Origin of the sequence: Leptotrichia sp. oral taxon 847 (genome assembly GCF_001553645.1) — a bacterium.
GTDB lineage: Bacteria > Fusobacteriota > Fusobacteriia > Fusobacteriales > Leptotrichiaceae > Leptotrichia.
On sequence record NZ_CP014231.1, the window covers coordinates 859,179 to 885,629 of the forward strand.

At 24.5% G+C, this 26,451-nt stretch carries 28 protein-coding genes; 7 read left to right on the forward strand and 21 right to left on the reverse strand.

The genetic code is table 11. The features are described from left to right. Window positions 1-16: 16 nt before the first annotated feature. The 5 genes from AXF11_RS03885 to AXF11_RS03905 form a co-directional block, all read right to left on the reverse strand. Complete coding sequence (locus AXF11_RS03885; protein WP_068155109.1) at window positions 17-259, reverse strand: VirB3 family type IV secretion system protein; 243 nt, start codon at window positions 257-259, stop codon at window positions 17-19. 243 nt (window positions 260-502) lie between these two features. After that, the gene (locus AXF11_RS03890) at window positions 503-1,231 is read right to left on the reverse strand and encodes a hypothetical protein (RefSeq protein WP_068155110.1); all 729 of its coding nucleotides are present in this window, start codon (window positions 1,229-1,231) and stop codon (window positions 503-505) included. Further along, complete coding sequence (locus AXF11_RS03895) at window positions 1,228-1,509, reverse strand: hypothetical protein (protein ID WP_068155113.1); 282 nt, start codon at window positions 1,507-1,509, stop codon at window positions 1,228-1,230. The genes AXF11_RS03890 and AXF11_RS03895 overlap by 4 nt, the downstream gene beginning before the upstream one ends. A 39-nt stretch (window positions 1,510-1,548) precedes the next feature. Then, window positions 1,549-2,325, reverse strand: coding sequence for a hypothetical protein (locus AXF11_RS03900; RefSeq protein WP_068155114.1), 777 nt, complete (start codon window positions 2,323-2,325; stop codon window positions 1,549-1,551). A 7-nt stretch (window positions 2,326-2,332) separates the two neighbouring features. Continuing rightward, window positions 2,333-2,743: a hypothetical protein gene (locus tag AXF11_RS03905; protein WP_068155115.1), complete on the reverse strand. Its 411-nt coding sequence runs from the start codon at window positions 2,741-2,743 to the stop codon at window positions 2,333-2,335. A gap of 408 nt (window positions 2,744-3,151) precedes the next feature. Between AXF11_RS03905 and AXF11_RS10410 the strand changes: the two genes are divergently transcribed. From AXF11_RS10410 to AXF11_RS10570, 3 genes are all read left to right on the forward strand, one after another. Further along, a complete protein-coding gene (locus tag AXF11_RS10410) occupies window positions 3,152-4,189 on the forward strand; it encodes a glycosyl hydrolase 108 family protein (protein ID WP_082729377.1) in 1,038 nt (345 codons plus the stop codon). A 146-nt stretch (window positions 4,190-4,335) separates the two neighbouring features. Continuing rightward, window positions 4,336-4,770 (forward strand): hypothetical protein, encoded by a 435-nt coding sequence (locus AXF11_RS03915; protein WP_068155117.1) that lies wholly within the window; start codon window positions 4,336-4,338, stop codon window positions 4,768-4,770. A 204-nt stretch (window positions 4,771-4,974) separates the two neighbouring features. After that, a complete protein-coding gene (locus AXF11_RS10570) occupies window positions 4,975-5,169 on the forward strand; it encodes a hypothetical protein (protein WP_156440379.1) in 195 nt (64 codons plus the stop codon). A 91-nt stretch (window positions 5,170-5,260) separates the two neighbouring features. Here the strand turns inward: AXF11_RS10570 and AXF11_RS03925 are convergent, their stop codons facing one another. The 8 genes from AXF11_RS03925 to AXF11_RS03960 form a co-directional block, all read right to left on the reverse strand. Next, on the reverse strand, window positions 5,261-5,659 hold the full coding sequence (locus AXF11_RS03925; protein WP_068155122.1) for a hypothetical protein: 399 nt from the start codon (window positions 5,657-5,659) through the stop codon (window positions 5,261-5,263). Window positions 5,660-5,678: 19 nt separating this feature from the next. Further along, window positions 5,679-8,258, reverse strand: coding sequence for a TraG/VirB4 family ATPase (locus tag AXF11_RS03930; RefSeq protein WP_068155124.1), 2,580 nt, complete (start codon window positions 8,256-8,258; stop codon window positions 5,679-5,681). 48 nt (window positions 8,259-8,306) lie between these two features. Next, entirely contained in the window at window positions 8,307-8,681 is a 375-nt protein-coding gene (locus AXF11_RS03935) for a hypothetical protein (RefSeq protein ID WP_068155126.1), read from the reverse strand. A gap of 29 nt (window positions 8,682-8,710) precedes the next feature. Next, window positions 8,711-10,906: a type IV secretory system conjugative DNA transfer family protein gene (locus AXF11_RS03940; RefSeq protein WP_068155128.1), complete on the reverse strand. Its 2,196-nt coding sequence runs from the start codon at window positions 10,904-10,906 to the stop codon at window positions 8,711-8,713. Window positions 10,907-11,040: 134 nt separating this feature from the next. Beyond that, window positions 11,041-12,174: a hypothetical protein gene (locus AXF11_RS03945; RefSeq protein ID WP_068155130.1), complete on the reverse strand. Its 1,134-nt coding sequence runs from the start codon at window positions 12,172-12,174 to the stop codon at window positions 11,041-11,043. A gap of 9 nt (window positions 12,175-12,183) precedes the next feature. Further along, the gene (locus AXF11_RS03950) at window positions 12,184-12,945 is read right to left on the reverse strand and encodes a type IV secretion system protein (protein WP_068155132.1); all 762 of its coding nucleotides are present in this window, start codon (window positions 12,943-12,945) and stop codon (window positions 12,184-12,186) included. A 93-nt stretch (window positions 12,946-13,038) separates the two neighbouring features. Further along, entirely contained in the window at window positions 13,039-14,148 is a 1,110-nt protein-coding gene (locus tag AXF11_RS03955) for an ATPase, T2SS/T4P/T4SS family (protein ID WP_068155134.1), read from the reverse strand. Between the two features lie 14 nt (window positions 14,149-14,162). Further along, entirely contained in the window at window positions 14,163-14,504 is a 342-nt protein-coding gene (locus tag AXF11_RS03960; RefSeq protein ID WP_068155136.1) for a hypothetical protein, read from the reverse strand. A gap of 165 nt (window positions 14,505-14,669) precedes the next feature. Between AXF11_RS03960 and AXF11_RS03965 the strand changes: the two genes are divergently transcribed. Together AXF11_RS03965 and AXF11_RS03970 are read left to right on the forward strand one after the other, a co-directional pair. Further along, entirely contained in the window at window positions 14,670-15,284 is a 615-nt protein-coding gene (locus AXF11_RS03965) for a C40 family peptidase (protein WP_068155137.1), read from the forward strand. Further along, window positions 15,274-15,975: a hypothetical protein gene (locus AXF11_RS03970; protein ID WP_068155139.1), complete on the forward strand. Its 702-nt coding sequence runs from the start codon at window positions 15,274-15,276 to the stop codon at window positions 15,973-15,975. Before AXF11_RS03965 ends, AXF11_RS03970 begins: the two co-directional genes overlap by 11 nt. Before the next feature lie 445 nt (window positions 15,976-16,420). Here the strand turns inward: AXF11_RS03970 and AXF11_RS03975 are convergent, their stop codons facing one another. Genes AXF11_RS03975 through AXF11_RS04005 form a run of 7 tightly spaced genes read right to left on the reverse strand, consistent with a single transcriptional unit; the run spans window position 16,421 to window position 23,731 of the window. Next, window positions 16,421-17,743, reverse strand: coding sequence for a hypothetical protein (locus tag AXF11_RS03975; protein WP_068155141.1), 1,323 nt, complete (start codon window positions 17,741-17,743; stop codon window positions 16,421-16,423). A gap of 23 nt (window positions 17,744-17,766) precedes the next feature. Beyond that, the gene (locus AXF11_RS03980; RefSeq protein WP_068155142.1) at window positions 17,767-18,885 is read right to left on the reverse strand and encodes a hypothetical protein; all 1,119 of its coding nucleotides are present in this window, start codon (window positions 18,883-18,885) and stop codon (window positions 17,767-17,769) included. Window positions 18,886-18,896: 11 nt separating this feature from the next. Next, a complete protein-coding gene (locus AXF11_RS03985; protein WP_068155144.1) occupies window positions 18,897-19,982 on the reverse strand; it encodes a hypothetical protein in 1,086 nt (361 codons plus the stop codon). 35 nt (window positions 19,983-20,017) lie between these two features. Further along, on the reverse strand, window positions 20,018-20,524 hold the full coding sequence (locus AXF11_RS03990) for a hypothetical protein (protein ID WP_068155146.1): 507 nt from the start codon (window positions 20,522-20,524) through the stop codon (window positions 20,018-20,020). Then, window positions 20,505-21,035, reverse strand: a complete 531-nt coding sequence (locus AXF11_RS03995; protein ID WP_156440381.1) for a hypothetical protein — start codon at window positions 21,033-21,035, stop codon at window positions 20,505-20,507. The genes AXF11_RS03990 and AXF11_RS03995 overlap by 20 nt, the downstream gene beginning before the upstream one ends. Window positions 21,036-21,051: 16 nt before the next feature. After that, complete coding sequence (locus AXF11_RS04000; RefSeq protein ID WP_068155150.1) at window positions 21,052-23,157, reverse strand: hypothetical protein; 2,106 nt, start codon at window positions 23,155-23,157, stop codon at window positions 21,052-21,054. Between the two features lie 46 nt (window positions 23,158-23,203). Then, entirely contained in the window at window positions 23,204-23,731 is a 528-nt protein-coding gene (locus AXF11_RS04005) for a S26 family signal peptidase (RefSeq protein ID WP_068155151.1), read from the reverse strand. A gap of 696 nt (window positions 23,732-24,427) precedes the next feature. Between AXF11_RS04005 and ahpC the strand changes: the two genes are divergently transcribed. Both ahpC and AXF11_RS04015 read left to right on the forward strand, forming a co-directional pair. Continuing rightward, window positions 24,428-24,994: an alkyl hydroperoxide reductase subunit C gene (gene ahpC, locus AXF11_RS04010; RefSeq protein ID WP_068155154.1), complete on the forward strand. Its 567-nt coding sequence runs from the start codon at window positions 24,428-24,430 to the stop codon at window positions 24,992-24,994. A gap of 110 nt (window positions 24,995-25,104) precedes the next feature. After that, a complete protein-coding gene (locus AXF11_RS04015; protein WP_068155157.1) occupies window positions 25,105-25,737 on the forward strand; it encodes a thioredoxin family protein in 633 nt (210 codons plus the stop codon). A gap of 72 nt (window positions 25,738-25,809) precedes the next feature. Here AXF11_RS04015 and AXF11_RS04020 read toward each other — a convergent pair whose 3' ends face one another. Continuing rightward, window positions 25,810-26,445 carry a hypothetical protein gene (locus AXF11_RS04020; RefSeq protein ID WP_068155160.1) on the reverse strand — a complete coding sequence of 212 codons (636 nt, stop codon included), beginning with the start codon at window positions 26,443-26,445 and terminating at the stop codon, window positions 25,810-25,812. Window positions 26,446-26,451: the final 6 nt, after the last annotated feature.

The window sequence follows — 26,451 nt, forward strand, 5'->3', positions numbered from 1 at the left end:
TTTTATTTCTTTCATTTTAAGCATCCAGCTCATCTTCGTCAATAAAATACTTAAACAATAAATTTATTTTATAATTATCGCCTAAGCAAATAATTCTACAAACTGCCATAAGAATAGCCGCTATTACAAACGCCATAAAGTTCTTTGTAAAAATATAAAGTATCCCAGTAAATCCCATTATTATTTTAAAAATTTGCAATGGAACTCCCATAATTTCCATTTCATCCATAAGCGATGAAAAAATCTGTCTTTTTTTCATAATTTTCTGTACGATAAATATTAAAAAATTCGTACTCTCCTTTCTTTAAACCTTTTATTTTTTTAGAAAACTTATTTTTCAAGATAAAGTAAAAATTTTAAGAATAATTTTTTTAATAAAATTTCAAACGATTAAACTTCAAAATTTCAAAAAAATATTTTTAAAATTAACTTTTTTAAAACACAAAATAAAAATTTTTTATTTTTTCAAAAATATAGTTTAACATCACTCTATTAAATATTCTTAAAAATTTAGCAAATCGTAGATGGTTTTATCTTCCAAAATTCCGTTAAATTTTTTTTGTGCTTTTTTAAACACTATATCTTTAGTCCAATTATCGACAATTTTATTATTACTTTTCCTAAAAAATCCATTTTTTTCAAAATTTTTTATAGTTTTTTCTTTTTTTAAAATAAAACAATTAATATCTACGATATTTGAAATTTTTAATATTTTATAACCTTTTTGAAGCTCAACATAAGTCCCAAGTAAACCTAAAATTCTACTAAAATCTGAATTATAGTAACCTAACTCAATTTTAGATTTTTTATAAAAAATTTTAATTTCCTCATTATATTTTAAAATAATTTTATTAGCTAAAATAGCATAAATTAAAAAGTTATTTTCTTTCTTGTCAAAATTTGGCTCAATTTCAATTATTTTTGAAATTATCAAAGGAAAATTTGAATTAACAAATTCAATTTCTATCACAAGTTCAAAAAATTTAAAAAACTTATTTTTATATTCAGAACTTTCTATCACTTTTTTTATGTGAGATTCAAAAATTTTATTTTCATAATACAATTTAATCAAAAAAAATATTCTCTTATTTTCAATTTTATTTATCAAATATCTCAAATCGTACATTTTATTTTCATACTGAAGATAAATATTCTTTTCGCCAAATTCTAAAACAACAAATAAAAAAGGTATTTTTTCACTTTCTAAATAAAAATTTCCAGCAAATTTCATTTTTTCACCTTCAATTTTTTTTGATTTAATTCTTTTATTCTTTTTTCCAATTTATTTATTTTTGTCTTTAAAGCCACTTTTTCTCCCTTATTTTGAAAATACATACAAATAAAAATTTCTGAAAATTTCATAACTAACGCTTTATTTTCCAAAAAATTATCGTCGTAAATTCCATCTAATTCATTTTTTTCAAGAAAATTTGCAATTTCTTTGTCGTTCATCATTTTTTTTAGCTCCTCACCTTTATTTTCAATAAATATTTCCAATTTATTTTTCATTCACGTTAACCCTTTCCCAAAACTTTAACAGAAAATTTTTTAAATATTTATTCTCTCCAAATCAATATTTTCTTGCAATTTTTTTATCTTTTCCATCTTTACTATATTTTTCTTATTAAAATAAAACTTAAAATTTTTATCGCAGAAGAAACATCCGTCATTTACCGCCTTTTTAAACAAATTTATATAACTTTGCGCTTCTTTCAAAATTTTAAAATTAATTTTATCAAAATTGCAAAAATCGTTTGAATTTATAAATAAAAAATAATCTTCTGTCTTTTCCAAAAAAATATCCAAATATTCCTTTTCCTCAATAAAATCAATATTTTCATTAATTAAATTTCCAGAAAAAATAATCAAATAAACCACATCCACAACAATTTTTAAATACAAATTTTTTAATTTTTTATTTAACGAAATAAAATATTTAGTTCTTTTTATTTTTTCAAAAATAATTAAAACAACAAATATTTTGGAATAAACAAAAAAATCACTTTTTTCTTTTTTAATATTTTTACTAAATTCAACATTTATAATAACTTTTTCCTCAAAATCAATATTTCCAATTTCATAATCTAAAAAAATTTTCTCTTTTAGGTATTTATTTTCTTTAAAATTAATCTTACAATTCAAATTTTTTTCCAAATATTTGACAATAAATTTATATTTTTTTGCATTTTTTATTTTTATATTTTTTAAGATTTTATAACTTTCAAATTTAAAAAAATTATTTTTTCTCAAAAGATTAATTTTGCTTTTTTGATATTCAGACAAAATTAAAGTATAAAAATAAATAAATCTAATATTCTTTTTCACAAGTTACCTACCTTGAAATAAAAAATGTCAAAATGATTGTTGCTACTTGTAAAAAAAGAATAAACAACAAATAAAAATTGTATTTTTTTACATTTGGATTATAATTTATAAATACCTTAGAAAATTTTTCGTATGAAATTTGTAATTTTAAAAGAAAAAACATAATAAAACTAATAAAAATTATTGTTATCATTTTTGTATCTAAAAATAGTGAAAATAAAAAAATCGCAAAAAATATAATATAACTCTTTTTATCAAATCTTTTATTTCTAAACTCAATCTCAAGTTTACTTCTTTTTACAAAATTTTTTCCCATTGTTTCATAAATTTTTTTAAAATATAAATTGTTTTCTTTTGAAATTATAAAAAACAAGAACAATATTTCTAAAATTATCACAAATAAAGTAAGTATTTCCATCTCTTCACCACTTTTCTTAATTATATTTTAATTTATATAAAATAATTTTACTACATTTTTTAATTTATTTCAATATTAAAATTAAAAATTTTTAATTATTTTTTTTGAACAATTATTTTTTTTATCAAAAAATGAACGAAACATATTTAATTATCAGTGTTTATTCAACTTTTTCAAAAATTTGACATTTTTTAATATTTTGTTGTAAAATAAAAATGTAAAATATATATTTTATTTAATTTATTTTAACTTATATAAAATGGGGGAGATTTTTATGGCAAATGAAAATAACAATTTAAATGCTATAATGGGTATTTTTGACTCAATTAGTGGAAAAATTTTAGAAAACTCTAAAAAAATAAAAATAAAAATTCTAGCATAAAAAAAGAATTTGAAATTTCTTCAAAAATGGAAAACAAAGAAAAATCAATTGAAGAATTGAGAAAGGATGTAGTAAAAAACGCTCAAAAAATATACGACAGAAAACCAAGACCAAAATATGTATGGGGAAGCCAAGGACCCAATTATTACGACTGCTCTGGCTTTTCCCGAAGTATTTACAAAAATGCTGGACTAAAGATTCCAAGAATTTCTGCTGACCAATCCAAATTTACGTCAAAAAAACTAAAAAAATCCGAATTAAAACCTGGAGATTTAGTCTTTTTCGGCAAGGACAAAGTTAGCCACGTGGCAGTATATATGGGAGATGGAAAAATTATGGAATCTGGTGGCGGTGGATCAAAAAATGACACGCCAGCTAAAGCAGGAGTAGGAATTAGAATAAGAAGCATCGACGCTAGAAAAGATTTTAGAGGTGGAATTTCTTTGGAAGATGTTGCAGTAAAAAATAAAGTTGTAAGTAAAACTGAAAAGCATAAAACTGTTCAAAATAGCGATCGTCGTTTTGACGAAATCTTCAAATATCTTTTAAAAGTCGAAGGTGGATACTCTAACGACAAAAATGACAGCGGTGGAAAAACAAAATATGGAATTACTGAAAAGGAAGCCAGAAATCATGGATATAGAGGTGATATGCGTAATTTATCCTTAGATTTTGCAAAAGAAATTTACAAAAAAGATTATTACAAAAAAAATCAATTAGATAAAGTAAAAAATGATAAAATTGCTCTTTCCATTTGTGACTTTTCAGTAAATGCGGGTAATCATGGGGTAAAAAAGGCTCAGGAAACATTAAATAAAATTAATGGTACTAACTTAAAGGTGGATGGTGTGCTCGGTGAAAAAACACTAGAAGCACTAAACAAAACAAATCCTGAAAACTTTCTAAAAGAATACCATAATTCTCAAAGAAGATATTACGACAGCATCGCTCATGGAAAAAATAAAGTTTTTTTAAAAGGGTGGCAAAATAGAGTTTCTACTAAAGAAAATACTATTAAAAATATGAATAATAACAGACAAAACTCTCAAATATTTACAAGATAATTTCTCATAGAAACATTGTTCTAATTTTTAATTTAACTTCTAAAAGCTGTAAAATGTGCCTAAAAATTTTTTTATTAGGTACATTTTGCACTATTAAAAAATTTTTAATATGTTCAAAATAAAAATTAAAAGCAAAGGAAAGAAATATGATTATAAATTACGGAAACAGTATAATTGCTAAAAATGTTGAAAATGTAATTTTTTTTGGAAAAAGTTCAATGAAAATTGTAATTTTAAATATTGTTTTTATTGTTTTTATTCTTATGATTTTAAATATTCTCTACGAAATTTTTCTAATTTCAATCGAAAATAATCCATCCAAAGTTATAGCAAAATTAGTAAATGAATTAATTTTTTTTGGATTTTTATTTTTTATTCTTATAAACTGGATAAATGGACTTAATATTTTAGAAAATGTCATTGAACCTATAATCTTTAAAAAAATTCCAAAATATATTTTCAACTTTCAAATTGAAGGGAAAAATTTATTTATTGAAAACGATACTTTAATAAATTTAGATACTCTTTGGAAAACTTTAGAAGAAATCCCAAAACGAATTTATACTTTAAAAGATACTTGAACTATATTTTTAGAATGGATTTTAAAAAGTAATTTAGGTGCTACAATAATATTAATCTTATTAAAAATTTTTATGTATTTTATAATTATTATATTTTTTAGCGATATTTTACAACTTATTTTAACTGTCCATTTACTTTATATCTTTTCAGGAATTTCATTTATATTTTTAATATTTAAACCACTGAGGGAAAATTATGGACTTATGCTCCCAAAAATTCTTATTTCAACTTCAATTCAGTATTATTTAACATTTATTTTAATAGGAGTATGTGTTGGATATTTAAAATTTATTTATTCAATTGGTGGAAAATTTGTATATATCGTTGCAATTTTTCTTTTGATGGGAATAATAAAAAATGTGATAAAAACTATTAGTCAAATTGGAACAAAAATTTAAAAAGACTTTCTTAAAATGAACTGCGTAAGAAATCTTGAACATAAACAAGATAAATGATTCAGTTCAAATGAAGAAAGCCTTTATTTTTTTACTATTTAATATACATCTGAGATATATTTATAGATTGAGCTTGAGAAGAATCACTCGCACCTGACATATCAGAAATAAGTTTTGGACCAAACCAAGTTCCACCTATAATAATTCCATAAATTACTAAATTTTTAAATAATTCTGCTAAATCTAACTGCTGCCCCCTATACAAGTTAAAAACTGAAATTGCAAACATAAGTAGTCCCCCTGCTGTAACAATCCATTGAATCCAAGGAAGAAATCCCATTATTCCACCTAAAACTCTGTTAAATACCGTATTTGTCGCCATATTGGTATTTGTATTCACCGACATTCCCAAAAGTTGCTGATTCGCTGCATAAATTAAATTTGTTGATAAAAATATTAATAAAATTATTAATGCTGTAAAATTTTTTCTCATTTTTCCCCCTTTTAAATTTTTATTTTTCTAATATTTTATTTGCAATTTGCAAGTCTTCAAGACTTATTTTATTTTCTTCATATTTATATTTTAAATAATCTTTATTTAGATTTTTTAAATATTCTGATTTTTTTTTAGAATATTTTTTCAAATAAACATTTGACAAATTTTCTATCACTGACTTTGACGTATCATCTCCAGCTCCAACATATGCCAACTCGAGTTTTGACAAATTTAGCTCAAAAAGTCTTGTTCCATATTTAGAATTATAGAGATACTGCCTTTGTCCATACGCTTTGTCAATTGTAGAAATTGCAATCTGTGAAAGATTATAACCTTCATAAAGTTTTTTGTGAGTGCTTAGCGCATTTTCATTTGGCAAAAATATTTTTGTCATGCATGCATCTTTTATTGTAGCAGCTATACTTGATTTTTCTATATCATTTAATGACTGTGTCGCAAAGACAACTTCAGCATTTGCTTTTCTTAAAACTTTTAGCCACTCTTCAATTTTTGCTTTCATTCTTTCATGTCGCAAGAATACCCAGCATTCATCGAGAATAATCAAAGTTGGAATATCTTTTCCCAACTTTTCATTTTCAATTTTAAAAAACAAGTATTCCAAAATTGGCAAAAGCACTTTAGGTTTTTCCATAATTGCTCCCATTTCAAAAGTCAAAAAATTTGTATCTTCCATCACATCACTGTTATTATCAAAATAACTTCCATAAATTCCTTCCTGTGAATAAACTCTTAATGCCTCTTTTAATTTTTGAATTTGCACAAGTTTTACAAGTGTACTGATTGTACGCATTTTGACTTCCATTTTGGATAGTGAGAGCAACGCATCATATATTTTTTTTCGATTTACTACGTCTTTTGCCAAACTTTCATCTTCCTGTGCAATAAGTCCCATCACCCAATCCATCGCAAATTCCATATCTTTGGACTTATGAATATTTCTAAGTGGTTGAAACGCCATATGATTTTCACTTCCCAAATCATAAAATCTACCACCTGAAGCCATTGTCAAGACTTTTGATGACGCACCTTTATCAAATACAAAAACTTGTGCAGCACTTTTTCCATAATTTTTTTCATTTTTATCACTAAAAATTTTACTTTCATATTTCAAAAAATTTAAGACCATAGTTCCCAGCAAAACAGATTTCCCTTTTCCTGTAGGCCCTAATACAAGCGTATGACCGACATCTTTGTCAACTTTGTTGTTAAAATGAAAAATTCTGTCATCCGTTATCGTGTCAAACAAATTTGGTGCATTTATCCGCACGTCCCAGTCATTCCCTTCAAAAACTGAAGAAATTGGAAGCATATATCCAAGCGATTCCGAATTCATCGGACTTTTTCTCATATTTTGTTTTATATTGGATGGCATCGCTCCAAAATAAGCATCTTTTACATTTAATTTATCGTCTAAGCATGTAAAACCATGGCGATTTATAATTCTAATGACTAAATTAACTTTTTCATTTAATTTTTTTAAATTCTTGTCTGAAATTATCACAGTAAAAGTATAATATCCATAAGAAACCTTGTCCGCTTCGAGCTCCTCTCTTGCATATTTTGCTTCATAAGTTTTTTTAATTCTATTCTCATTCCCACTATCAACATTCCCACGAGTGTTATTAAACGCATTCAAAACAATTTGAATCATATTGTATCTTTTTCCAAACTGATACTTCTCAATATTTCTTATTGAAGAAAGCGCTTCTTCCTTGGAAAGTCCGATCAATCTTGTAACACTTCTAAACGGAAACTTTAACTTTTCTAGCTCAGAAAATATTTGTGGGACGACTTCACTTGGAAATAATTTTATACTCACAACTTTTGTGTATGAATCATTTGCTTTAATTGCTCCATTTTCAATTCTCATCTGTGAACAACTTAACCATTCATCAATTGGAAAACCTAATGGTGGTACTTTTAAATTAATTGATGGTAAATTAGGATTTATTGTTCTATACAAAAAATTTAACAATTCACTATTTTCTAGAATTTTAATATCCAAAACTGCGTACTCGAGCCTAAACAAAATATCTTCCAATTTTCTGTTAAACTCTTTAATAAGATTGTCAAACTGCTTCATATAATCCTTTTTCTTGAAACTTCCTTCGTTAAATAAAAATTCATCAATATTTTTTTCTTTTGTGTAATCGTACAAATATGAAATTGTTAAATAGTGGCAAATTTTATAAAATTTTTTCTTTTTAAATAGCTCATTTCGCATCTTATGTCCTATAATCGTTGGAATCGGTGAAAATTTGCTTATTTTTTCTTCTTTCCTTTTTATTGGAATTTTTTGTGTCTCATAGTGGAAAACGACTCCGCTGTCAACTTCTTTCAATGTTTCATTCAAATTTTCTAAAATTTTATCAATGTCATCAACATAATCCAAATCTTTATTAATTATTTCAAAAACTCTGGCAAATCCTCCATTTTTCAGTAAAAGTGTATTTTTATCAATCATTCTTCTGTACGGAATATAAAAATTTACACTGTCATTAGTTGTATTTAATTTAAATTTATCAACAATTTTTTCCGAAACAAAAAAACTACTTTTATTTTTTTTACTTTTCATTTTTCTCCTTTCAAAAAATTTCACCAAAAATATCAAATATTTTTAAAATTATTTATCTTCTAAATTATTTCCCGCTATTTTTTCAACATCTACTGCTTCTCCTTCTGGAACTTCATTAAATTCACTACTTTTCACCTTTTTGTTATATTCTCTCAAATCATTTTCATATTTTGTCATCGCACTTTCATATTCTCTTTTTCTATAATTTTCTTCTTCAACTTCTTTTAAATATTTATGCCATCTTGAAAAATAATAAAATTCTCTTACATTCTTATATTTTTGCAATTGAATTTTTAAAAAATCACTATTTTCATAAATTTTACTTTCATCACCTGAATTATTAACAATTTCTACCTCAGTTTTTTCATTCTCACCACAAAAAATAAAACTTGAAAAAATTAAAAATAAAAATATTTTTTTCATAATTTTCCCCCCTTTTTTGTAAAAATATCCTAATTTAGCTTATTTTCTTTTTTAGTAATATCTTCAAATACATTTTTAAAATTAATATTACTTAACAAATCATCCACTTCATATCCTTTCTCTTTGTCATCAATCTTAACATTGTTTTTTTCATTTTTTAAAAGCGATATTTTTCTTACTTTTTTATTTTTTTTTAAAGAACTTTCTTTTTGAATCTTGTTATAAATTTCAATATATTTTTTTATTCCTTTGCTATTTTTTATATAATTTTCCCTACTTCTCTTGTATTCTTCCAACTCCTTTTCATCAAATCTTTTGATATTAGCTTCCATCGTTTTTATTTCACTGTAAATTTTTTTTATATCTTTTTTCATATTTTTTAGTGCAACCTTGTAAGGAATGTAGTTATACGGATAATTTTTATACTTTTTTCGTTGTTTTTCAGAAAGCTTTATATACTGCTTTTCCTTTTCGTAGCAACTTTCCGTGTAAATATATGGAATTTTTGTCAAATCACCGTACTCTTTTTCCTCAAAATAGACAATTTTATCGCTTTTTATTGGATTTCTTCCCGCAAGTTTAACTATTATTTTATCACTAGGAAATCGTCCGACTTCATCTGGCGTAAGCAAATCCTTTCCCAGAAATTGCTGACTTTCAGATTTTATAATCGTTCCAATTGTTTTATTTGACTGAGTAAACTGCTCCACCGTTTCTTTTCCTAAAAGTTTTGAAACATAATTTGAAGTAGTTTCATCGTTTGAGGTGTAGAAAACTTGCGTCTGGCAATTTGACAAAAATCCATTTTCCTTCCCATAAATTTTAAATAATTGATCTAACGACTGAAGAATTATCATCATTTTCATACCGTATCCAGCGACATATCCAATTCCTTTTTCCAAAATTTCCAATTTTCCAATTGCTGGAAACTCGTCCAAAAGCAAAAGCATTCTCCATTTGTGCCCCTTTTTATTGATGTAATCTATTTCTGGAGTAAGAATATTTACCATTTGCAGCAAAAGTATTTTTATTAGTGGTGAAAGCGAAGTTATATCAGCGGGTGGAACAACCAAATAAAGTGATACTGGCTTTTTGTAATTCATCAAGTCAAAAATTCTAAAATCGCTGTGATCTGTATTACTTTTTACAATCGGAATTTCAAAAATCGAAAGTTTAACTTTTGCCGAACCAATTACAGAACCTAAGGTCTGCTCTGGCAAATTTCCTTTTTCCATAAGGTATCTAGCTGCTTTCGGATGTCTTCCTCCTTTAATTATTTCTGCATCGTTTGGATACATTTGAAATAATTTATTTCTGACATACTCTTTAACTTCTTCATCTTTTCCAAATTCTTCTATCATATCTTCCTCCTGCGCCTTTTGTAAAATTATTTCTTTTATTGGTGCCGTGTAATTTGGATCTGTTATAAAATCGACCACATCTGCCATACTTGCACTAGACACTGGTTTTTTTTCGCCGTTTTCAAAAAGAAATTTTGGATTTTGTAAAAATTTTTTGTACATCACATAAAAAATTATCCCAATTAACAAATCCGCCGCTGAATTATTCCAATAAGGATCTTTTCCACCACCACTGTCATCCTGCATAATTATATCAACAATAAGTCTCACATCTTCCATTTCATATTCAGTCAAAAATCTGACTTCTGCAAGTGGATTATATCCACACGAATTTTTTGATTTTGGTGCAAATCTCAAGATTAAATTATCAAATTTTTCTTTTCTAGCCCCCGAAGTCAACTGATAATTTTCTCCTTTAATATCGAGCACAACAACACTTTCATTCCAAGAATCAATAAGCGTTGGAATTATAATGGAAACTCCTTTCCCTGTTCGAGTTGGCGCCGTAACACAAATGTGAGTCTTGTTATTATCCCGTAATGTTATGCCGTTAAATCTCCCCAAAACTACACCTTTATCCGATTTTAGACTCACACCAAAGTATTTATCTTTTCCTTTTTTAAAGTCAATTTCTTCAATTCCTCCCCATTTTGCTGAACCATGTGAATCATTTATTCTTTTTTTCTTTTTCAAAATAAAATAAAAAATTAAAATTATTAAATTAAAAATTATAAGATAAAAAATTGCAAAAGCTCTTGTTTTTAAAAAAAATGAACTTTGAGAAATATCAATTATTTTCCCGTGATAACTTACTTTTTTCCCGACAAGTGCAAAACTTCCTAAAAAATTAATATTTGTTTGCATAGACAACATCTTATAAATATGCAAAAAATTTTTTTTTAATATCAAATCAAAAAAGAAAATATATGCTAAAATATTTATAAAAAAATATGTAAAAAAATTACTATAACTTTTAAGTTAATCTTATTTTTCCTCATTTATTCCCCTTTCATATATTCCAAAAATATTTCTTCAACCATTGTAAAAAAAGAATCTATATTACGAAAATCATAAATTTTTATTCCAGTATTCATAATCAAAAATTTAATAAATAAATTTTTTTCGCATTTAAAATGATTTCTTTTCAAAAATTCATAAAAAATCTTTTTCACATCACTTTTTAAAAAAATATTTTCACTTCCAATAAAAAATTTTCCACTAAATTTTTCAGTTAATTGAAAAAAAACTTCTTTTTTTAAATTTTCAATTCCAATTCCATTTTGAATAGCTGATTTGAAAATAATATTTTTTTCGTTTCCTAAAATTTTAGTAAAAATCATACTGTATAAAATATCACTGTCCAAATAAAAAATCAAAAGTAAATTATTTTTCAAAAGTTCTTCATCTTTTTCTTTAGATGGAAAAGATAAAAAATCAGGAATTTCAATATCGTAATAATTCAAAATATTTTTTTCTTCGTAAAAACTCTCAATTTGAAATTTTATAGAAAGAAAATAAAACCTTTCTTTAAAATTTATTTTAAAATCCAAAATTCTAAAATTTGTTATATTTCCCCAAAAAAATTCACAATTTTGTGAAAAATCATAACCTTGATACAACGAATTATTAAAAGTAAAATCAGAAGTTTCATTTCCATTCATTTCCTCAAAAATTTTATCAATTTCAAATTCATAAGCTTCCAATTCTGTAAAAAATCTTTTTGCAATTTTTTTTAATTTTAAATTTTTTCTTATTTCCAAAATTAACTCTTTCAAAATAATATTAAAATTTTCATTTTCAAAATAATCAAAATCCCAATTATCCATCTCCTCTTTTTGAAGATTCAGAATTTCAAATAATTCAATTTCAAATTTTTCCCACAAAACATATTTTACAAGCTCCCAGCTTTTTTTAAAAATAATTTTATGAACATAATTTTTACTGCAAAATTTTTCACAACTTGCAAACTTTTGTAATTTTCCATTTTTAATTCCATCTTTTATCCCAATAAAAAGAGTATATTTCTCAGAATTAACTTCATATTTGTATAAAAATCCAAAAGAAAATTTCTCAGAATTTTTTGTTTCACAGCTATTTATCAAATTTATTAAATTTTTTATTATATTTTCCAAAATTTTCTCCTACTGCGAATTTTGATTTTCCATCGGTTCCACTTCTATATTTTTAGTGTCTGAATTTTTGTTTAAATTAGAATATGTCCCATTATTCTGCTGAATTGGAATTGGATTTTGTAAAACATTTTGACTCACATTTCCAAATTCTACATCTTTTATTATAAGTCCCAATGGATTTAATCTAACCATCGCATTTGAATTAACTGCAACTTTGTCTAAAAAAGCTACCATTGTATATTTAGCTTCTTTTTCAGGCGTCCCATTTTGTGAATAAGTCGTCTCCTTAAAGTTAACTTGGTATTTGTCCTTGTCAATTTTAACAAAGCTTTCAATCTCAACTGAAATTGATTTTTGCATTCTTAAAACTTCATTTGTATTAGTTTTATTGGCGATAAAATCCTCGATTTTAGCTTTTGCAGAATTATTTACAAATGCCATTTTTTCTTTTGTCTGTTCTTTATAAAACTCGCTGTCCTTGTAAACAGTTCTTATTTTTTTCACAAAATCAACCAAAAAATATTCAATCAATTTTTCATCAACGTTTTGATTACTAGCGTTCTTAGTATTTAAAACCTGTCCATTGACGGAGTTTTCTTTATCAACTCTTATAACATAAGGAATATACGGATTTTTTACACTTCTATAAATTAATCCAAGGAGTGTCATAAAGTTTGTTAAAGTTAAGCACACTATTATAAAATATAATATTTTTAAATATTTTTGAATTTTGACAGTTGAATGATACATCATTTCAACTGATGTTCTCATACCTTTGGAGCTACTCAAATTCCCAAACTCATATTTCTCACTAATTTTTTTATTTCTTTTATATTCACAACTTTCCCCTCTAAAATTAAAATTTTAATCAATCAAGTTTTCCAAAATATATTTTTTATTTTTGTAGTCATAACCTTTTACTCTCATTATTTCACTCACATAATTACTGCTGTCCATTTTTTTCTTCACAGTAATTACAATATTTACAGCTTGCACTATTTCTTCAATCTGCGGAACAGAAGTTATTGAGAGCATATATTGTTCCATTTTTTTTAACGCAGATTGACTGTCATCTGCATGAATTGTATTAAATCCTCCTTTTGAACCAGAATTCCAAATTTTTAGTAAAATATCAACCTCTTCCCCAGTTCTTGACTCTCCAACAATTACGGTATCTCCATCAAGCCGCATAGAAGTTTTTAATAAATCAGAAAGTTTTACATATTTTGAAGTTGTAAGCTCTACCTTGTTGTCGCAGTCGCATATAATTTCGGGTGTATCTTCAATTATAATTATCCGTTTTTTTGTCCCTTTCAATTCATTGATGCAAGCATTTGCAAGAGTAGTTTTTCCAGTTCCAACTCCTCCAGCGATTAAAATATTTGCTCCATTATGTATCTCTTCTACAAGCTTTTTTTTATATGTTTCCGAAAGTTTTCCAGTATTTACATAATCAGTCAGCGGAAAAATTCTAGACGGCCTTTTTCGCAGTGAAAAAACAGGTTGACCTTTTACAATATCGCCTATTAAACATTCTATTCTCTCGCCAGTTGGAAGATTTGTCGATAAAATTGGTGCTTCTTCAGAAATTATGGCGTGATTGTAATCGGCAATTAACTTTATCATATTTTCTGCTTTATCCGCTTCCAAAATTATATCTGTTTTAAATTTCCCCTTTCCAAACATATCGACTCTTATGAACCCATCTTGATTCAAATTAATTTCATTGATATTTTTATCTCTTAAAAGCGTCATAATATCTTTTCCAAACTGTGAAAATATGACTTCGCTGTCTTCGCGAACTTTGATAATCTGCTTGTATCTATATGGTAATTTTGAAAAAATCGAATCATAAGTTGTAATATAACTTAAATCTTCAAGTCCAATATCGTCTGGACTTTTTTCCAAAACTTCCATTTTAGTTTTTTTATTTTTTTCCTCAATTTCTTCAATAGAAATTTTTATTGCTTCCATTTCTCCCCCTTTAATCACAAAATTAAATTAAAATCAATATTTGCTCCAAAAATCCAAAAGATAAAATCACCAATCGCCCAAGTCAATCCAATAATAAACGCCGCCTGAATAAATTTCATAAAAACAGTTGCCAAATCTGGTGGTTTTCCCGAAGAAAAAATTTCTGGAAAAATTCCTAAAATTGCGACAATTAGCATAACTCCGGTTATTGTCCACTGTAAAAACTCAATAAATCCAAATAAAATTCCATTTACATCTTTTGTAACTTCCGAAGCACCTTTATCTATTTCACCTGCAAAAGCTGGAAATATTAACAATATAAACATTATGATTACAAATATTTTTCTACTTTTCATATTTTTCTCCTGATTATTAATCTTTTTTTAATTATAACTTTATAATCTTTTTTTGTCAAGAAAAAATTAAATAAAAATTAAATTAATTTAGAACAAAAAAATTAATCTTGACTTTTCATAAAAATAATATTAAAATTAATTAAAATAAAAAAAAGGGGGAGAACAATGAAAAAAACAATTTTTATTTTTTTTATAACAACTAGTCTATCTTTTACAAATGGTCTGCGATTTACAATGGAGAAAGATAAAGATAACAATTTGAATAAAAAAAATTCTCGATCTGAAAAAGAAATTTCTGAAATTGGAGATGCTGATATAAAGTCATTTGAAACAAATATAAATACAGATGTAAAATTAATTGACAAGAAAAAAAATAATAAAATTTTACTAAACAATTTGCTCAATAAAATAATAAAAGAATCAAATACTTATTTAGGAACCCCGTATTTGTGGGGTGGAACTACAAAAAATGGAATTGATTGCTCAGCTTTTGTTAAAAATGTCTATTTATCAGTAGGAATAAAACTTCCCAGAGTTTCACGAAACCAAGCAAAAGTTGGAAAAACTGTGCCGTTAGATACAATAAGAAAAGGTGATTTAATTTTTTTTGAAACAGACAAAAACCGTCCAAATACAGTTTCACACGTTGGAATTTATTTAGGAAATGGCAAATTAATTCATGCTTCCAGTAAAAACAAAAAAGTTGTCATAGTTCCGCTTAATCAAGGATATTTTTTATCAAAAATGGTTACAATAAAAAGGATTATAGATGTCTTATAAAAATAAAATGGACAAAATATTTGAATATTTAAAAGACAATTTTTTTGAAGACGAAGTAATTGATGACTTTGACAATTTAAATTTAAATTATAATTTTGAATCAGAAAAATATTTGAATAAAAATTTTATTTTTCAAAATATAAATAGAATGTTTTTACAAAGTAAATTTTCTGAAATAAAAAATTTTGAAAAAAAATTTAATTTTTTGGCAGACGATAATGTAAAAAAAATTTTTAAAGATAAATTTAGAAACGAATCGGTTAATGATTTTAATGATTTAAAAAAACTTTTTTCTAAAAAGAAAAATATTTCAAAAATATCTTTAAACTCTATCGTTAATTTGATAAGCAAAACCAAACTTTACGATTTTTTCGAATTAAATATTTTGGAAAACGAAAATTTTAAAAATTTTAAAGAATATAGAAATGAAAAAAGTATACTAGAAAATGAATATTCCTTTTTTATTTTAAATTTAAAAAATAATTCTTCCAATTTAAAATTTTTACTGAAAGAAAAACAAAAAAATATAAATTTATTAAATATAAAAAATCAAGAAATTTTGGATGAGAATTTTAAAAATCTTTCAAATAATTTTATTAAATTAAATTTTCTTCGTAAAATAAAAAAAAGTAAAGTTGATATCGAAAATATGAAAATAATCAGTCAGTTTCCAAAATATTTAAATAAGTAACTGCATAAAAAAAATAACTCTAATAATTTTATTTTGAGTTATTTTTCTTTAATTCTGAACCTCCCACTTCTCGCGTCGCAGGATTCTAAAATCTTTAAAAGTATTTAAAAATTTTCTAAGAAGTTTGATAGCTTTAACACTATCCTTATTCTTTTAGGCGTGTTCAGCTCGCCCCTATTGTATAGGACAACATTTAAGTCCACAACTTTACTTTTCTTTAGAATATTTAATACTCCATTACAATCTTCAATCAAAGATATTATATCATATATTCTACATTTTATCTACTAAAATTTTTCCATATGCTTACTAAATTTTTGTGCAATTCATCTCACAACTAAAGTTGCGAGTGTTCTTGCACTATTTCATAAAAGTAAAAAAATTCTGTCATTTTTTAAATTCAAATTTCTTATTTTTTTCTAAAATTTTTATTCTTTTATCAAAATTATTTATACACTGATTTATAAACTCTTTTAACCTTATTAAATGGTGTTTCGATTTCTCTAAAAACTTCTGTTCCTTTTACTAAAAACATTTTTCCATAATAAATTGATTTTCCAATTTCTTTTATTTTTATCAAAAGTAATACTACGATATAAAGTGTCAATATCAGTTCAAATAATTTTGACATATTACTAATTCCACTTTTTTCAATTTTGTCAGTTAGTGAAAAACTGACTCCAGCTAGTAAAAACATTACAATAACATTTGTCATTGCATAAATTACTGCTCCAACTACTCCAATTCCAATATTTTTTGTGATTTTCAAAACTAAAAATATAATGATACACATCGAAAAACAGCCAATTATTAAATAATCAATTAAAATTGACATTATTTCAACAGCTGCCTTAAAAATAAGATATAAAAATAAAATTCCAGAAAATAATAAAATTAACGGCATTATATTGTTGACAACTCCTTGAATGTTAAACATCATTTTTATTCCTTGCAACATAATCGAAAATGGAATATCAAATAATTTGATTAAATATTCTGAAAATTTTTTCATATCAAAATTTTGTCCAGCTAATATACCACCGACTTTCATTGAAAAATCAAACAACACTCCTGTATAAAAATTCCAAAAAAAACTATTTGCCAAAAGTGAAAAAACAATTCCCGTAACTATAATTTGTGGAATGATATTTTTTAATATTTCAATTATTGTTTTTGAATGTTTCGTTTCAACATTTAAAATACTTTTAAAAATCCTAATTAAAACTTCTACAGTTCCCATAAACAAAAGAAAAACGGCTAAAATATTTGAAAGCGTTCTCCCAACATTGTCAGTAATATTTCCTACTACTTTAAACAAATTTGTCACCATTTTACTCCGAATATCTTTTGTCTCTTCCATTTTTCCAATTGGAGATTTTTCATAATTTGGATTATTTACATAACCATTATTTCCACTATCATTTTTCAATTCTCTCATTTCATTTGCCATAAATGTTGCCGCAGCTATAATTTCCCAATATTTTAATTCTGTTTTATCCCACAATATTGGACTTGTTTCTGTATCATTTTTAAAATTTAAGCTTGATGACTTTATTGCATTCGTAGCTAATCCTATATTATATGCTGAAATGCCTGTCGCAGCAGTTGATAAAATCGTCCCAAAATTAAAGACAGCATTTTCATCAAAATTTTGATTTTGGCTTTGAAAATCATTTTTTTCAACATTTTGATTTTTTTCCAAAGCATTTGCAACTGTAGAAAAAATTCCAATAATTAAAATTAAAAATATTATTTTTTTTATTCTCATTTTTCTTTCTTAATCCTCTTTTTCTAAATTTTTTTATCTAAGTTTTTTTCAAATGAATTATTTATATTTTTTCCCTTTTTCTCTAAATTTTTATCTTGTCTTTCATCTTTTTCATCTATATTTTTCCTTTTAAATTTTAAATTTTCTTCTTTTTCTTGTCCAATTCCCATTCCATCCAAAATTAAATTTACAACACCACTCACATTCCACATAATTTTTTGCAAAACAAAAATAATAACTGCAAAAGCAACAATTCCATCAATACTGTTAGAAATTGATATAACATTTAAAATTTGATAGATAATTCCCATTATTGCGACTGAAATAAATAGTGTAACCGCTTGTTTTATGATAAGCCTCACACCTTCAAAGCCAATCTTTTTTGTTGAATCCAAAGTTAAAAAAATTAAATATATTGTTGATACCAAAGAAAGTATTAATGCGGTAAAAATATTTCCCACAAATTTTGATAAAATCCTAATCACTATCCACATACAAAAAATTAATATTATTATTTTAATAACCATTTCAAATATCCCCGACAAAGTCATTCTTTGCAATACATTTTTTAAAATAGCAAATGGTTTTGCCAAAAATATTTGCGAAATTTTCCCTGGTGTGGTATTTAAAAAACTAGTATCTCCAAAAAATAAAATTCCAAATTTGTAGAACATCAGAAAAATGCTTTCTACAAAATATGTCAAAAAAGTTCCAGAAAACATTTTGTTACCATAAAACTGATTTTTTCCAAAGCCAAATTTTAGGGAGTAATGAACTGGTGTAACAAATATAAACGAAACAAAAAGATTTGTTGTAAAAGTTGGTATTATTATTTTAAATATTCCATAAATATCAATTTGTCCCAAATTTTTTAAAATTATTTGCAAAACATTTATAATCATAAAAAAAAGTATAGTATATCCGAAAATTTGACTTATTTTAAATGAAATTCCACGATGTAAAACAATTCCTCCAAAATAAATTGAATCAATAAAATTTGAAATTATGTGATCACCTTTTAATGTGTATTCCTTGAATACTTTTCTAAAAGTATCAGATTCAAAATTTGCATACAATGTTGAATTCACTAAAAACATTGATGCCGTAATAAAATTATTTTTAAAAAACTTTTTTACTCTCATCATTTCCCCTTTTAAAAACTATCTGACAAACTTTGTGCTATTCCCGAAACAATACTTTGCAAAAAACTTATACATAAAAATATTTTTACCATACTTATTAAATTGAAAGGTGTAATAATCACTCCATTTTTTATTACAGCTCCTCCCAGATTTTGAATTGCCATCGAGAGCAAAATTACAACTGCAAAATTTATAAGATATTGCAAAAATCCACTTATTATTATTTCCAAAGTATTAAGTGCTTTATCTCTTGTAATATTGTGCATTCCAAAAATCATATAAAATAATCCGATAGAAGTTGAAATAATAAATGAAAGTGTACTAAAAAACATATTTAAGACTATTTTTAAAAGCGTTAAAACGGTCATAAGTCCCATACCGACTGTAAGCGGTCTGAAAAACACAGTTTGCACTATTACTCTTGAAATAGAAAATAACATTCCTAATGTATTTAACGCATTTTTTGCAACTTCGGAAGGACTTGTAAACCACTGTGAAATCGTTTTCCAAATTGTTTTAAAAAATCCAAATAATCCTCCAATTGCATGAGGTTGACCTAAAATTCCATTCCCATAACTTGCCACAATCAAAGGAATTCCTTTTTTAAAAACGTGAGCGGCTAAATCTGAATAAGTTAAATATTTTCCATTTTTCATAAAAATATTACTAGCTTTTATAAAATCGCTGTAAATATAAGTCGGCAATTTATACAAAAAAACTGGCACAATGATTTTTTTCATAATCGCTGGATACATTGCAACAAACGCAAAATACGGTGATTTCAAACTAATTTCAACCAAAATATTTTTAACAATCTCTTCAATCGAACCACTAAATCCATTTTTTAAAATTTTCCACAAAATATTTATGATAAGTAAAAAAATCATAATAGACATAATTATTCTTGAAAGTTCAACTTCGCCATTATTTAAAATTGTAAAAAAATCTGCTTCGCCAGATGAAATTTTATTTTTAATCAAATCCAAGCCAACTTTTCCTAAACCATTTTCATTTGAAATTTCAACTCCAATTTTCTTAATCAAAATATATTTTAAAATTACTTCAATATAATAAAAAAAATTTATAGCACAAAACAATTATTTCCCCTCCTTCTTAAAAAAGTTTTCTATTTCTATTCCTCGCTCATTTCTTTTGATTTTTTATGAATAACCTTTAACGTTTTTGTTTCCAAGTCCTTTAAATTTTTAATTTTTTCTTCAGCTTCAAATTGATTCTTTGGCATATTTTTTAAAAATTCTTTTCTAAAATTTTCAATTTCTGCATCAGAAATATTTAAATTTTGTTCTTTAAATATTTTTTTTATTTCTTCATTTGGAATATTTGCAAATTTTTGAATATTTTTTTCATAAGAATCTTCTTTTTCTTCAGGTTCCTCCACAAATAATTCTGATCTTGTTAAATTTTTTTCTTCTTCTTTTGAAACAACTTTCTTATACTGCGCATTTCTTTTTTCACCAAAAATTGGAGTTTTAGAAAAATTTAGATTAACTAGCAAAATTACAAAATAAATAATTAAAGCCAAACCTCCCATAAAAATATATTTTTTAGGAATGGCATTTCCCCTTATCACAACTTTATCTTCCATCGACAAAATAAAATCAATAATTTTTTTCTTCATATTTTTCCCCCAATTTCTTAAATTTCAAATACAGCATTTTTTCAAAAAATGTTTTAAAATCACTTTTCTCAATTTCGACTATTTCAAATTCTGCCATTTCATAAATCAAGCTCTTTAACTCTGTTTCTGGCAAAAAATTAATTGGAATCTTATTCAAAACTGAAATTGGATTTCTTAAAAGAATAATAGCTTTTTTTTGAAAATCGAAAAATTTAGATGAATTTATTTCTTTTATTATAAAATCTTGATCTTTTAGAGCTACATCAAAATATTCTTTTATTTCGCCAATATTGTTTTTTCCCCGAATATATTTTATTTCATAAGTTTTCTCCCGCTCAATCAAATGAAAAAGTTTCTTTTTTATTTTTATAAAAATTTTATTTTCTTCACTTAATGAAACATCTAAATAATTTCGCACAATAATTTTTTTCCCATAATTTCCAAATCCCATTTTTTTTATAATAAATAAAACTAAAATCAAAAAAATTAATGTCATCAAATTAAATAACATAATCTCCCACCTTTTTCTAAAAAATATTTTTAATTTTTTTTGTAAGTGAACAACTTTCTTCACCCTCCAAATAAAAATTTTCAGTTTTAAAATATTGTTTGTCCAAATAAATATCAAATTTAGAACTTTTTAACCTAAAATTTTTTATTTCAACTTTTTTCCCAAAAGATTTTTTTTCTCCGTATAAAATAATTTTTTCAAATCCATTCATCAGTTTTAGAAATTCAAAAAAATTTTTAAAAAGTGAGCTTTGCACAAAAATTTCATTTCTTGAATTAATGTTAAAAAAAATATATTTTATATTTTCATCTAAAATTCTGTGATACTTAAAAAGATTGAAAAATTTATCTATATTATCTTCATTTAACTCAAACGGATTCTTTTTATCAATTTTAAAATTTTTTTTATATTTATATTCCAGATATTCTTCGTACAAAACTTCTTTTTTCTCAATTTTTTTCTCATTATTCAAAAAAATTATTTCCCTTTTAAAATTTTGCCCCCTAAAAAATTTATATTCATCTTGTAAAATATCAAAATCTGAAATTCTAAAAACTACCCCATCTAAAAATAAATTAACACAACTAATTTCATCAAAAAAAGCGACTGTCACTAATCTTTCAAAATTTTTATTTCCAAATTTTTGTGAAAACGGAACAACAAAATTAAATTTTTTCAAAAGTAAAAAATACACTTTAATAAAGATAAATTCTTTGTCAAAATGATAATTTTTATCCTTTAAATTTTTATTTTTATATTCTTCAATAACGCTATAGATATCATTCAAAAAAATTCCCACAACTTTTTGATTTTTTACTTTTTTTGGCTTTTTCAAATTTTTTATTTTAAAATTAAAAGAAAAATCTTTATTCTTTTTTTCCAACTCAAACTTTTTTTCTTCACACAACTTTTTGATTTTTTCTTCATTTTCTAAATTTTTTTCCAAAATATCTTTAAACTCAATCTCAATTTGCTTCTTTTGAAAATTCATTATTTTTTTAATCAAATTAATGTCATTAAGTTTTACATTCTTTTTTTCAATTATTCCATTTTCATTAGGAACTCCTACAATATATTTTCTAAGTTCATCAATCAAATCTTTAAAAACAACACTTTTTGCAATTTCAAAAAAATTAATTTTTTTCATATTTATGTTATAAAATTCAATATTTACTAAATAAAATTTAACCCCATTTTTCACAACTAAATTTTTTTTTATAATTTCTTCAAACTTTTCAAATATCAATTTTTTCAATATTTTTTCCTTTGGGAAATTTTTTTTATAAAAAATTTCTTTTTTATTTTTTAATAAATTTTCAGGAATCAAAATCGACTTTTTTCTTACATCAAAGAATATCCTAGCTTTATAAAATTTTTTTGCTAGTTTATAAAAATCTCTATCTTTTTTATTTTTTTCAAAATTAAAATTTAACTTCAAATTTTTTAGAATCGAAATTCCTACTAAAAACTTCTCTTTTTTTAAAATTTCTTTTCCATTTTCAAAATAAATCTTTTCATATTCAAAATTTTCTTTTATAAAATTATAAATCTTCATAAAAATATAAATTTCATTAATTTTATTTTTTTTAATTTTATTTCTTAAATTTTCTTTTTCCTCAAAACTCCTTTTTATTTCCTCGTCCACCTCTTCCAGATATTCAAATTCTTCATACCTTTTTTTATAAATCCAAAATAATTTTTTTAAAATTTTTTCCGAGGTTTTTAAATAATTTTCTTCCAATTTCTCATCTACAACTTCCATTTTCAAATTTTCATATCCAAAATAATTAAAAAAATCCAAAACACTCAATTTATAATCCACGTTTTTATTATCTTTTTTATTTTTTAAAAAACCATCTCTATCTTTTATTGTCGCTTCATAAATTATTTTTTTTCTTTTCTGAATTTTTGAAATCTGCTCTACAAAAAATTGATTAATTCCATTTTGCTTTTCAAAATCATTCGTCCCATAAATAATTTTAGGATTAAAAACTAAATTTTCTTTTTCGAATGAATCTTTTTTTATTTCACAATTTAAAATATTTTTTACATCACTAAAATAAATACTCACATTCCAAAGTTTTTCAATATTTTTAAAACTCAATTTATAATTTTCTTTCATTTTTCCCCCTTTCCCCTCAAAAACTTTAAAATTTTCTATTTTAATTTCAAAAATATTTTATTATCTTTTCCAAATTTTTCTCATCAATCAAAAATTTCATCTCAAATTTAAGATCCTTTTTTTTAAGAATTCCAAAATATCTTGAGTCAAACGAAGTAGGTGTATCTCCCATAACAAAAAATTCATCTTTTTTTAAGACATAACTTTCTCCTTTCATATTTTCATTTAGTCCTTTTATTTTAAAAATTTTCCCCTTTTTTATCCCATTTATAAGAATTTCCCCACTCCTTTTGATTTCTATTTTATCCCCATAAACTCCTGCAATTCTTTTCATTAAATAAATTTTTCTCATTTTATTTTTATTTGGAAAATTTTCTAAATACTTCAAATATTTTTTATTTAGTTCAAACAAGACTAAATTATTTTTTTCATACTTTGGAAAAATTTTTTTAAAATAAAACCCTTTTGGCAAACTATTTGTAACATTATAAGTAAACCTAGTGAAAATAAAAATTATAAGAAAAAAAATAAATACAAAAACTGAAAAAAAATATTTCTTAAAAATTTTCTTCATTTTAATTTTAACTCCTTTTTAATTCTATTTTATTATAACATTAATTTTAAATTAAAACAAGAATTTTTTTAATTTTCAAAAAATTTTTTTGATGCACTAAAAATCACAATTCAAAATAATATTAAAATTTCCAAAGACAGAATAAAAATATTTAGAGGTAAATAAAAACTTCTGTCTTTAAGTTTCTTATTTAACCCACGAAATTATTAAAATAAATTTTTTTAAGCAGAGGTGTTCATCATTGCACCCCCGTATCCCAGCGGGTCTTTGTCATTTTTTATGTGCTGCCGAAAAACTCTTAGACTAGCATGGGGATTATAAGGGAAAATGACAATCCTTTCTCGTTATGTAAAATTACACTAAACAAAATAACATCTTGTAATTACAAATAAATTAAAAAATATTGAAATTAAAATTTGCCACTAAAATTTTTACACTATCAATTTTAAAAAAAATATTTGACAAATTTTCAATTTGTATGTATAATGTAACCAAGAAATATTTGTAATTATTTCAATTTAAAAATAATAATCATTTATAGTTAAATAATTAAATCAATTGAAAAAATTTCTCTATGATTGGCAATCATTTGTCTATTTAATATGAATCAATTTCTCTAAAATAAAAATTTTCAATTTGATTTATTTAACTATAAATTATAAATTTAAAAAATTAAAATTATAGGAGGAAATATATATGTCATTAATTGGAAAAAAAGTTGAAAACTTTACAGTTCAAGGCTATCAAAACGAAACTTTCAGAGAAGTAAACTTTGAAAAAGATATTTTGGGAAAATGGAGCATTTTTATGTTCTATCCAGCAGATTTCACATTTGTTTGCCCAACAGAATTAGAAGACTTGGAAGACCATCACAAAGAATTAAACGATTTGGGATTTGAAGTTTATTCAGTAAGTACTGATACTCATTTCACTCACAAAGCTTGGCACGATCATTCAGAAGCAATTAGCAAAGTAACTTTCACAATGCTAGGAGATCCAAAAAAAGAATTAGTTAAAATCTTTGATGTTTTAGAAGAAGAATCAGGAATGGCTTTCAGAGGAACTTTCGTTGTAAACCCTGAAGGAAAAATTGTTGCTTATGAAGTAAATGACGGAGGAATTGGAAGAGATGCTTCAGAATTAGTAAGAAGAGCAAAAGCTGCAAAATTTGTACACGATAATCCTGGATTAGTTTGTCCAGCTAAATGGAAAGAAGGAGAAAAAACACTAAAACCTGGATTAGATTTAGTAGGTAAAATCTAATTTATTAAATTAAATAAAAAAATTATCCACAATTTAAAAGTATAAAATGACTTAAGGGAGTCTTTCTCCCTTATTTTGAATAAATAAAAATAAAAAAGGAAGAGGAGAAAATGGCTTTATTAGATAAAAATATTGTAGAACAATTAAAAGGATATTTTAACAACATAAATGGAAATATCGAAATGGTAGCATTTTTGGACGACAGCGAAAAATCAAAAGAATTAGATAGCTTTTTAACAGAAGTTGACGCCATTTCAGATAAAGTTAATTATTCAAAAAAAACTTTTGGAGATGATACTGCTTTTGAAAAAGCACACAATATCACAAGACCAATTTCATTTACTTTGTTAAAAGATGGAAAAAAATCTGGAATTAACTTTAATGGGATTCCTGGAGGACATGAATTTAACAGTTTTATTTTAGCAATACTTGGACTTGCTGAAATGGGGAAAAAATTGGAAGGAGAACAATTAACCAAAGTTAAATCTGTTACAAAACCTTTAAATATCGAAACTTATGTTTCTCTTTCCTGTACAAAATGTCCTGAAGTAATTCAAGCATTAAATACAATTTCTATGGAAAATGAAAATATCACAACTTCACTAATCGACGGAGGAGTTTTTACCAAAGAAGTAACGCAAAAAAATATTCAAGGTGTACCAGTTGTTTATATCAATGGTGAAAAGGCTTCTGTTGGAGAAAAAACAATTGAAGAATTGATTGATATTGTTACAAATGCCTAATAACCTAAAATAATTTATATAATTTAAAAAGAAACTATTTCATAAAATTATCTTATGAGATAGTTTCTTTTTTTATAATTTACCACTTTTTCTAAACAAATCTTTTACCCTCAAATTATTTTTTCTCGCTTTTAAAACCCACGAAACCGATCCTTGTACAAAATACAAAATTCTTAGCCAATTTTGATTTATATAAATATTCTCATCGCTTTTTAAAGTTAAAATATTATCAGAAAATTTTTCTAATGCTTTACCTAAATTTTTCAGAGGTCCTTTCCCAAATTTACATTTTTTCAAATATGGCAACAATTCTCCTGCACCCACACCAACTCCTTGTCCCCATTTTGCCTTAACTTTCTCGCACCAGTTTTTCATCTGTAAAATTGCCAAATGATTTTGTTTTCCTTCATAAAATCCATTATTAACCACACAATAAATTTTACTTCCAGATTTTATAACTTTTTCCTTCTCAAATTCTACAAGTAATTTTAGCAGATTGGATGGAATCCCATCAACATATAAAGGAAAAAGAAATATTAAAACATCGCTACTATAGATTTCATTTCTAATTTTATCATTTAGATTAAAAGAAATTGAATAATATTTTTTTATTTTATTTTCTTTAAGTAAAGACGAAAGATAATTTCCTAATATTTCAGAATTACTTTTAACTGCTTTTGGACTTCCATTTATTACAGTGATTTTCATATTCCA

Coding starts and splice junctions, on each gene's coding strand:
- AXF11_RS03885 (WP_068155109.1), bottom strand. CDS start 259: ATGAAAAAAAGACAGATTTTTTCATCGCTTATGGATGAAATGGAAATT.
- AXF11_RS03890 (WP_068155110.1), bottom strand. CDS start 1,231: ATGAAATTTGCTGGAAATTTTTATTTAGAAAGTGAAAAAATACCTTTT.
- AXF11_RS03895 (WP_068155113.1), bottom strand. CDS start 1,509: ATGAAAAATAAATTGGAAATATTTATTGAAAATAAAGGTGAGGAGCTA.
- AXF11_RS03905 (WP_068155115.1), bottom strand. CDS start 2,743: ATGGAAATACTTACTTTATTTGTGATAATTTTAGAAATATTGTTCTTG.
- AXF11_RS10410 (WP_082729377.1), top strand. CDS start 3,152: ATGGAAAACAAAGAAAAATCAATTGAAGAATTGAGAAAGGATGTAGTA.
- AXF11_RS03915 (WP_068155117.1), top strand. CDS start 4,336: ATGATTATAAATTACGGAAACAGTATAATTGCTAAAAATGTTGAAAAT.
- AXF11_RS10570 (WP_156440379.1), top strand. CDS start 4,975: ATGCTCCCAAAAATTCTTATTTCAACTTCAATTCAGTATTATTTAACA.
- AXF11_RS03925 (WP_068155122.1), bottom strand. CDS start 5,659: ATGAGAAAAAATTTTACAGCATTAATAATTTTATTAATATTTTTATCA.
- AXF11_RS03930 (WP_068155124.1), bottom strand. CDS start 8,258: ATGAAAAGTAAAAAAAATAAAAGTAGTTTTTTTGTTTCGGAAAAAATT.
- AXF11_RS03935 (WP_068155126.1), bottom strand. CDS start 8,681: ATGAAAAAAATATTTTTATTTTTAATTTTTTCAAGTTTTATTTTTTGT.
- AXF11_RS03940 (WP_068155128.1), bottom strand. CDS start 10,906: ATGCAAACAAATATTAATTTTTTAGGAAGTTTTGCACTTGTCGGGAAA.
- AXF11_RS03950 (WP_068155132.1), bottom strand. CDS start 12,945: ATGAGAACATCAGTTGAAATGATGTATCATTCAACTGTCAAAATTCAA.
- AXF11_RS03955 (WP_068155134.1), bottom strand. CDS start 14,148: ATGGAAGCAATAAAAATTTCTATTGAAGAAATTGAGGAAAAAAATAAA.
- AXF11_RS03960 (WP_068155136.1), bottom strand. CDS start 14,504: ATGAAAAGTAGAAAAATATTTGTAATCATAATGTTTATATTGTTAATA.
- AXF11_RS03965 (WP_068155137.1), top strand. CDS start 14,670: ATGAAAAAAACAATTTTTATTTTTTTTATAACAACTAGTCTATCTTTT.
- AXF11_RS03970 (WP_068155139.1), top strand. CDS start 15,274: ATGTCTTATAAAAATAAAATGGACAAAATATTTGAATATTTAAAAGAC.
- AXF11_RS03975 (WP_068155141.1), bottom strand. CDS start 17,743: ATGAGAATAAAAAAAATAATATTTTTAATTTTAATTATTGGAATTTTT.
- AXF11_RS03980 (WP_068155142.1), bottom strand. CDS start 18,885: ATGAGAGTAAAAAAGTTTTTTAAAAATAATTTTATTACGGCATCAATG.
- AXF11_RS03990 (WP_068155146.1), bottom strand. CDS start 20,524: ATGAAGAAAAAAATTATTGATTTTATTTTGTCGATGGAAGATAAAGTT.
- AXF11_RS03995 (WP_156440381.1), bottom strand. CDS start 21,035: ATGTTATTTAATTTGATGACATTAATTTTTTTGATTTTAGTTTTATTT.
- AXF11_RS04000 (WP_068155150.1), bottom strand. CDS start 23,157: ATGAAAGAAAATTATAAATTGAGTTTTAAAAATATTGAAAAACTTTGG.
- AXF11_RS04005 (WP_068155151.1), bottom strand. CDS start 23,731: ATGAAGAAAATTTTTAAGAAATATTTTTTTTCAGTTTTTGTATTTATT.
- ahpC (WP_068155154.1), top strand. CDS start 24,428: ATGTCATTAATTGGAAAAAAAGTTGAAAACTTTACAGTTCAAGGCTAT.
- AXF11_RS04015 (WP_068155157.1), top strand. CDS start 25,105: ATGGCTTTATTAGATAAAAATATTGTAGAACAATTAAAAGGATATTTT.
- AXF11_RS04020 (WP_068155160.1), bottom strand. CDS start 26,445: ATGAAAATCACTGTAATAAATGGAAGTCCAAAAGCAGTTAAAAGTAAT.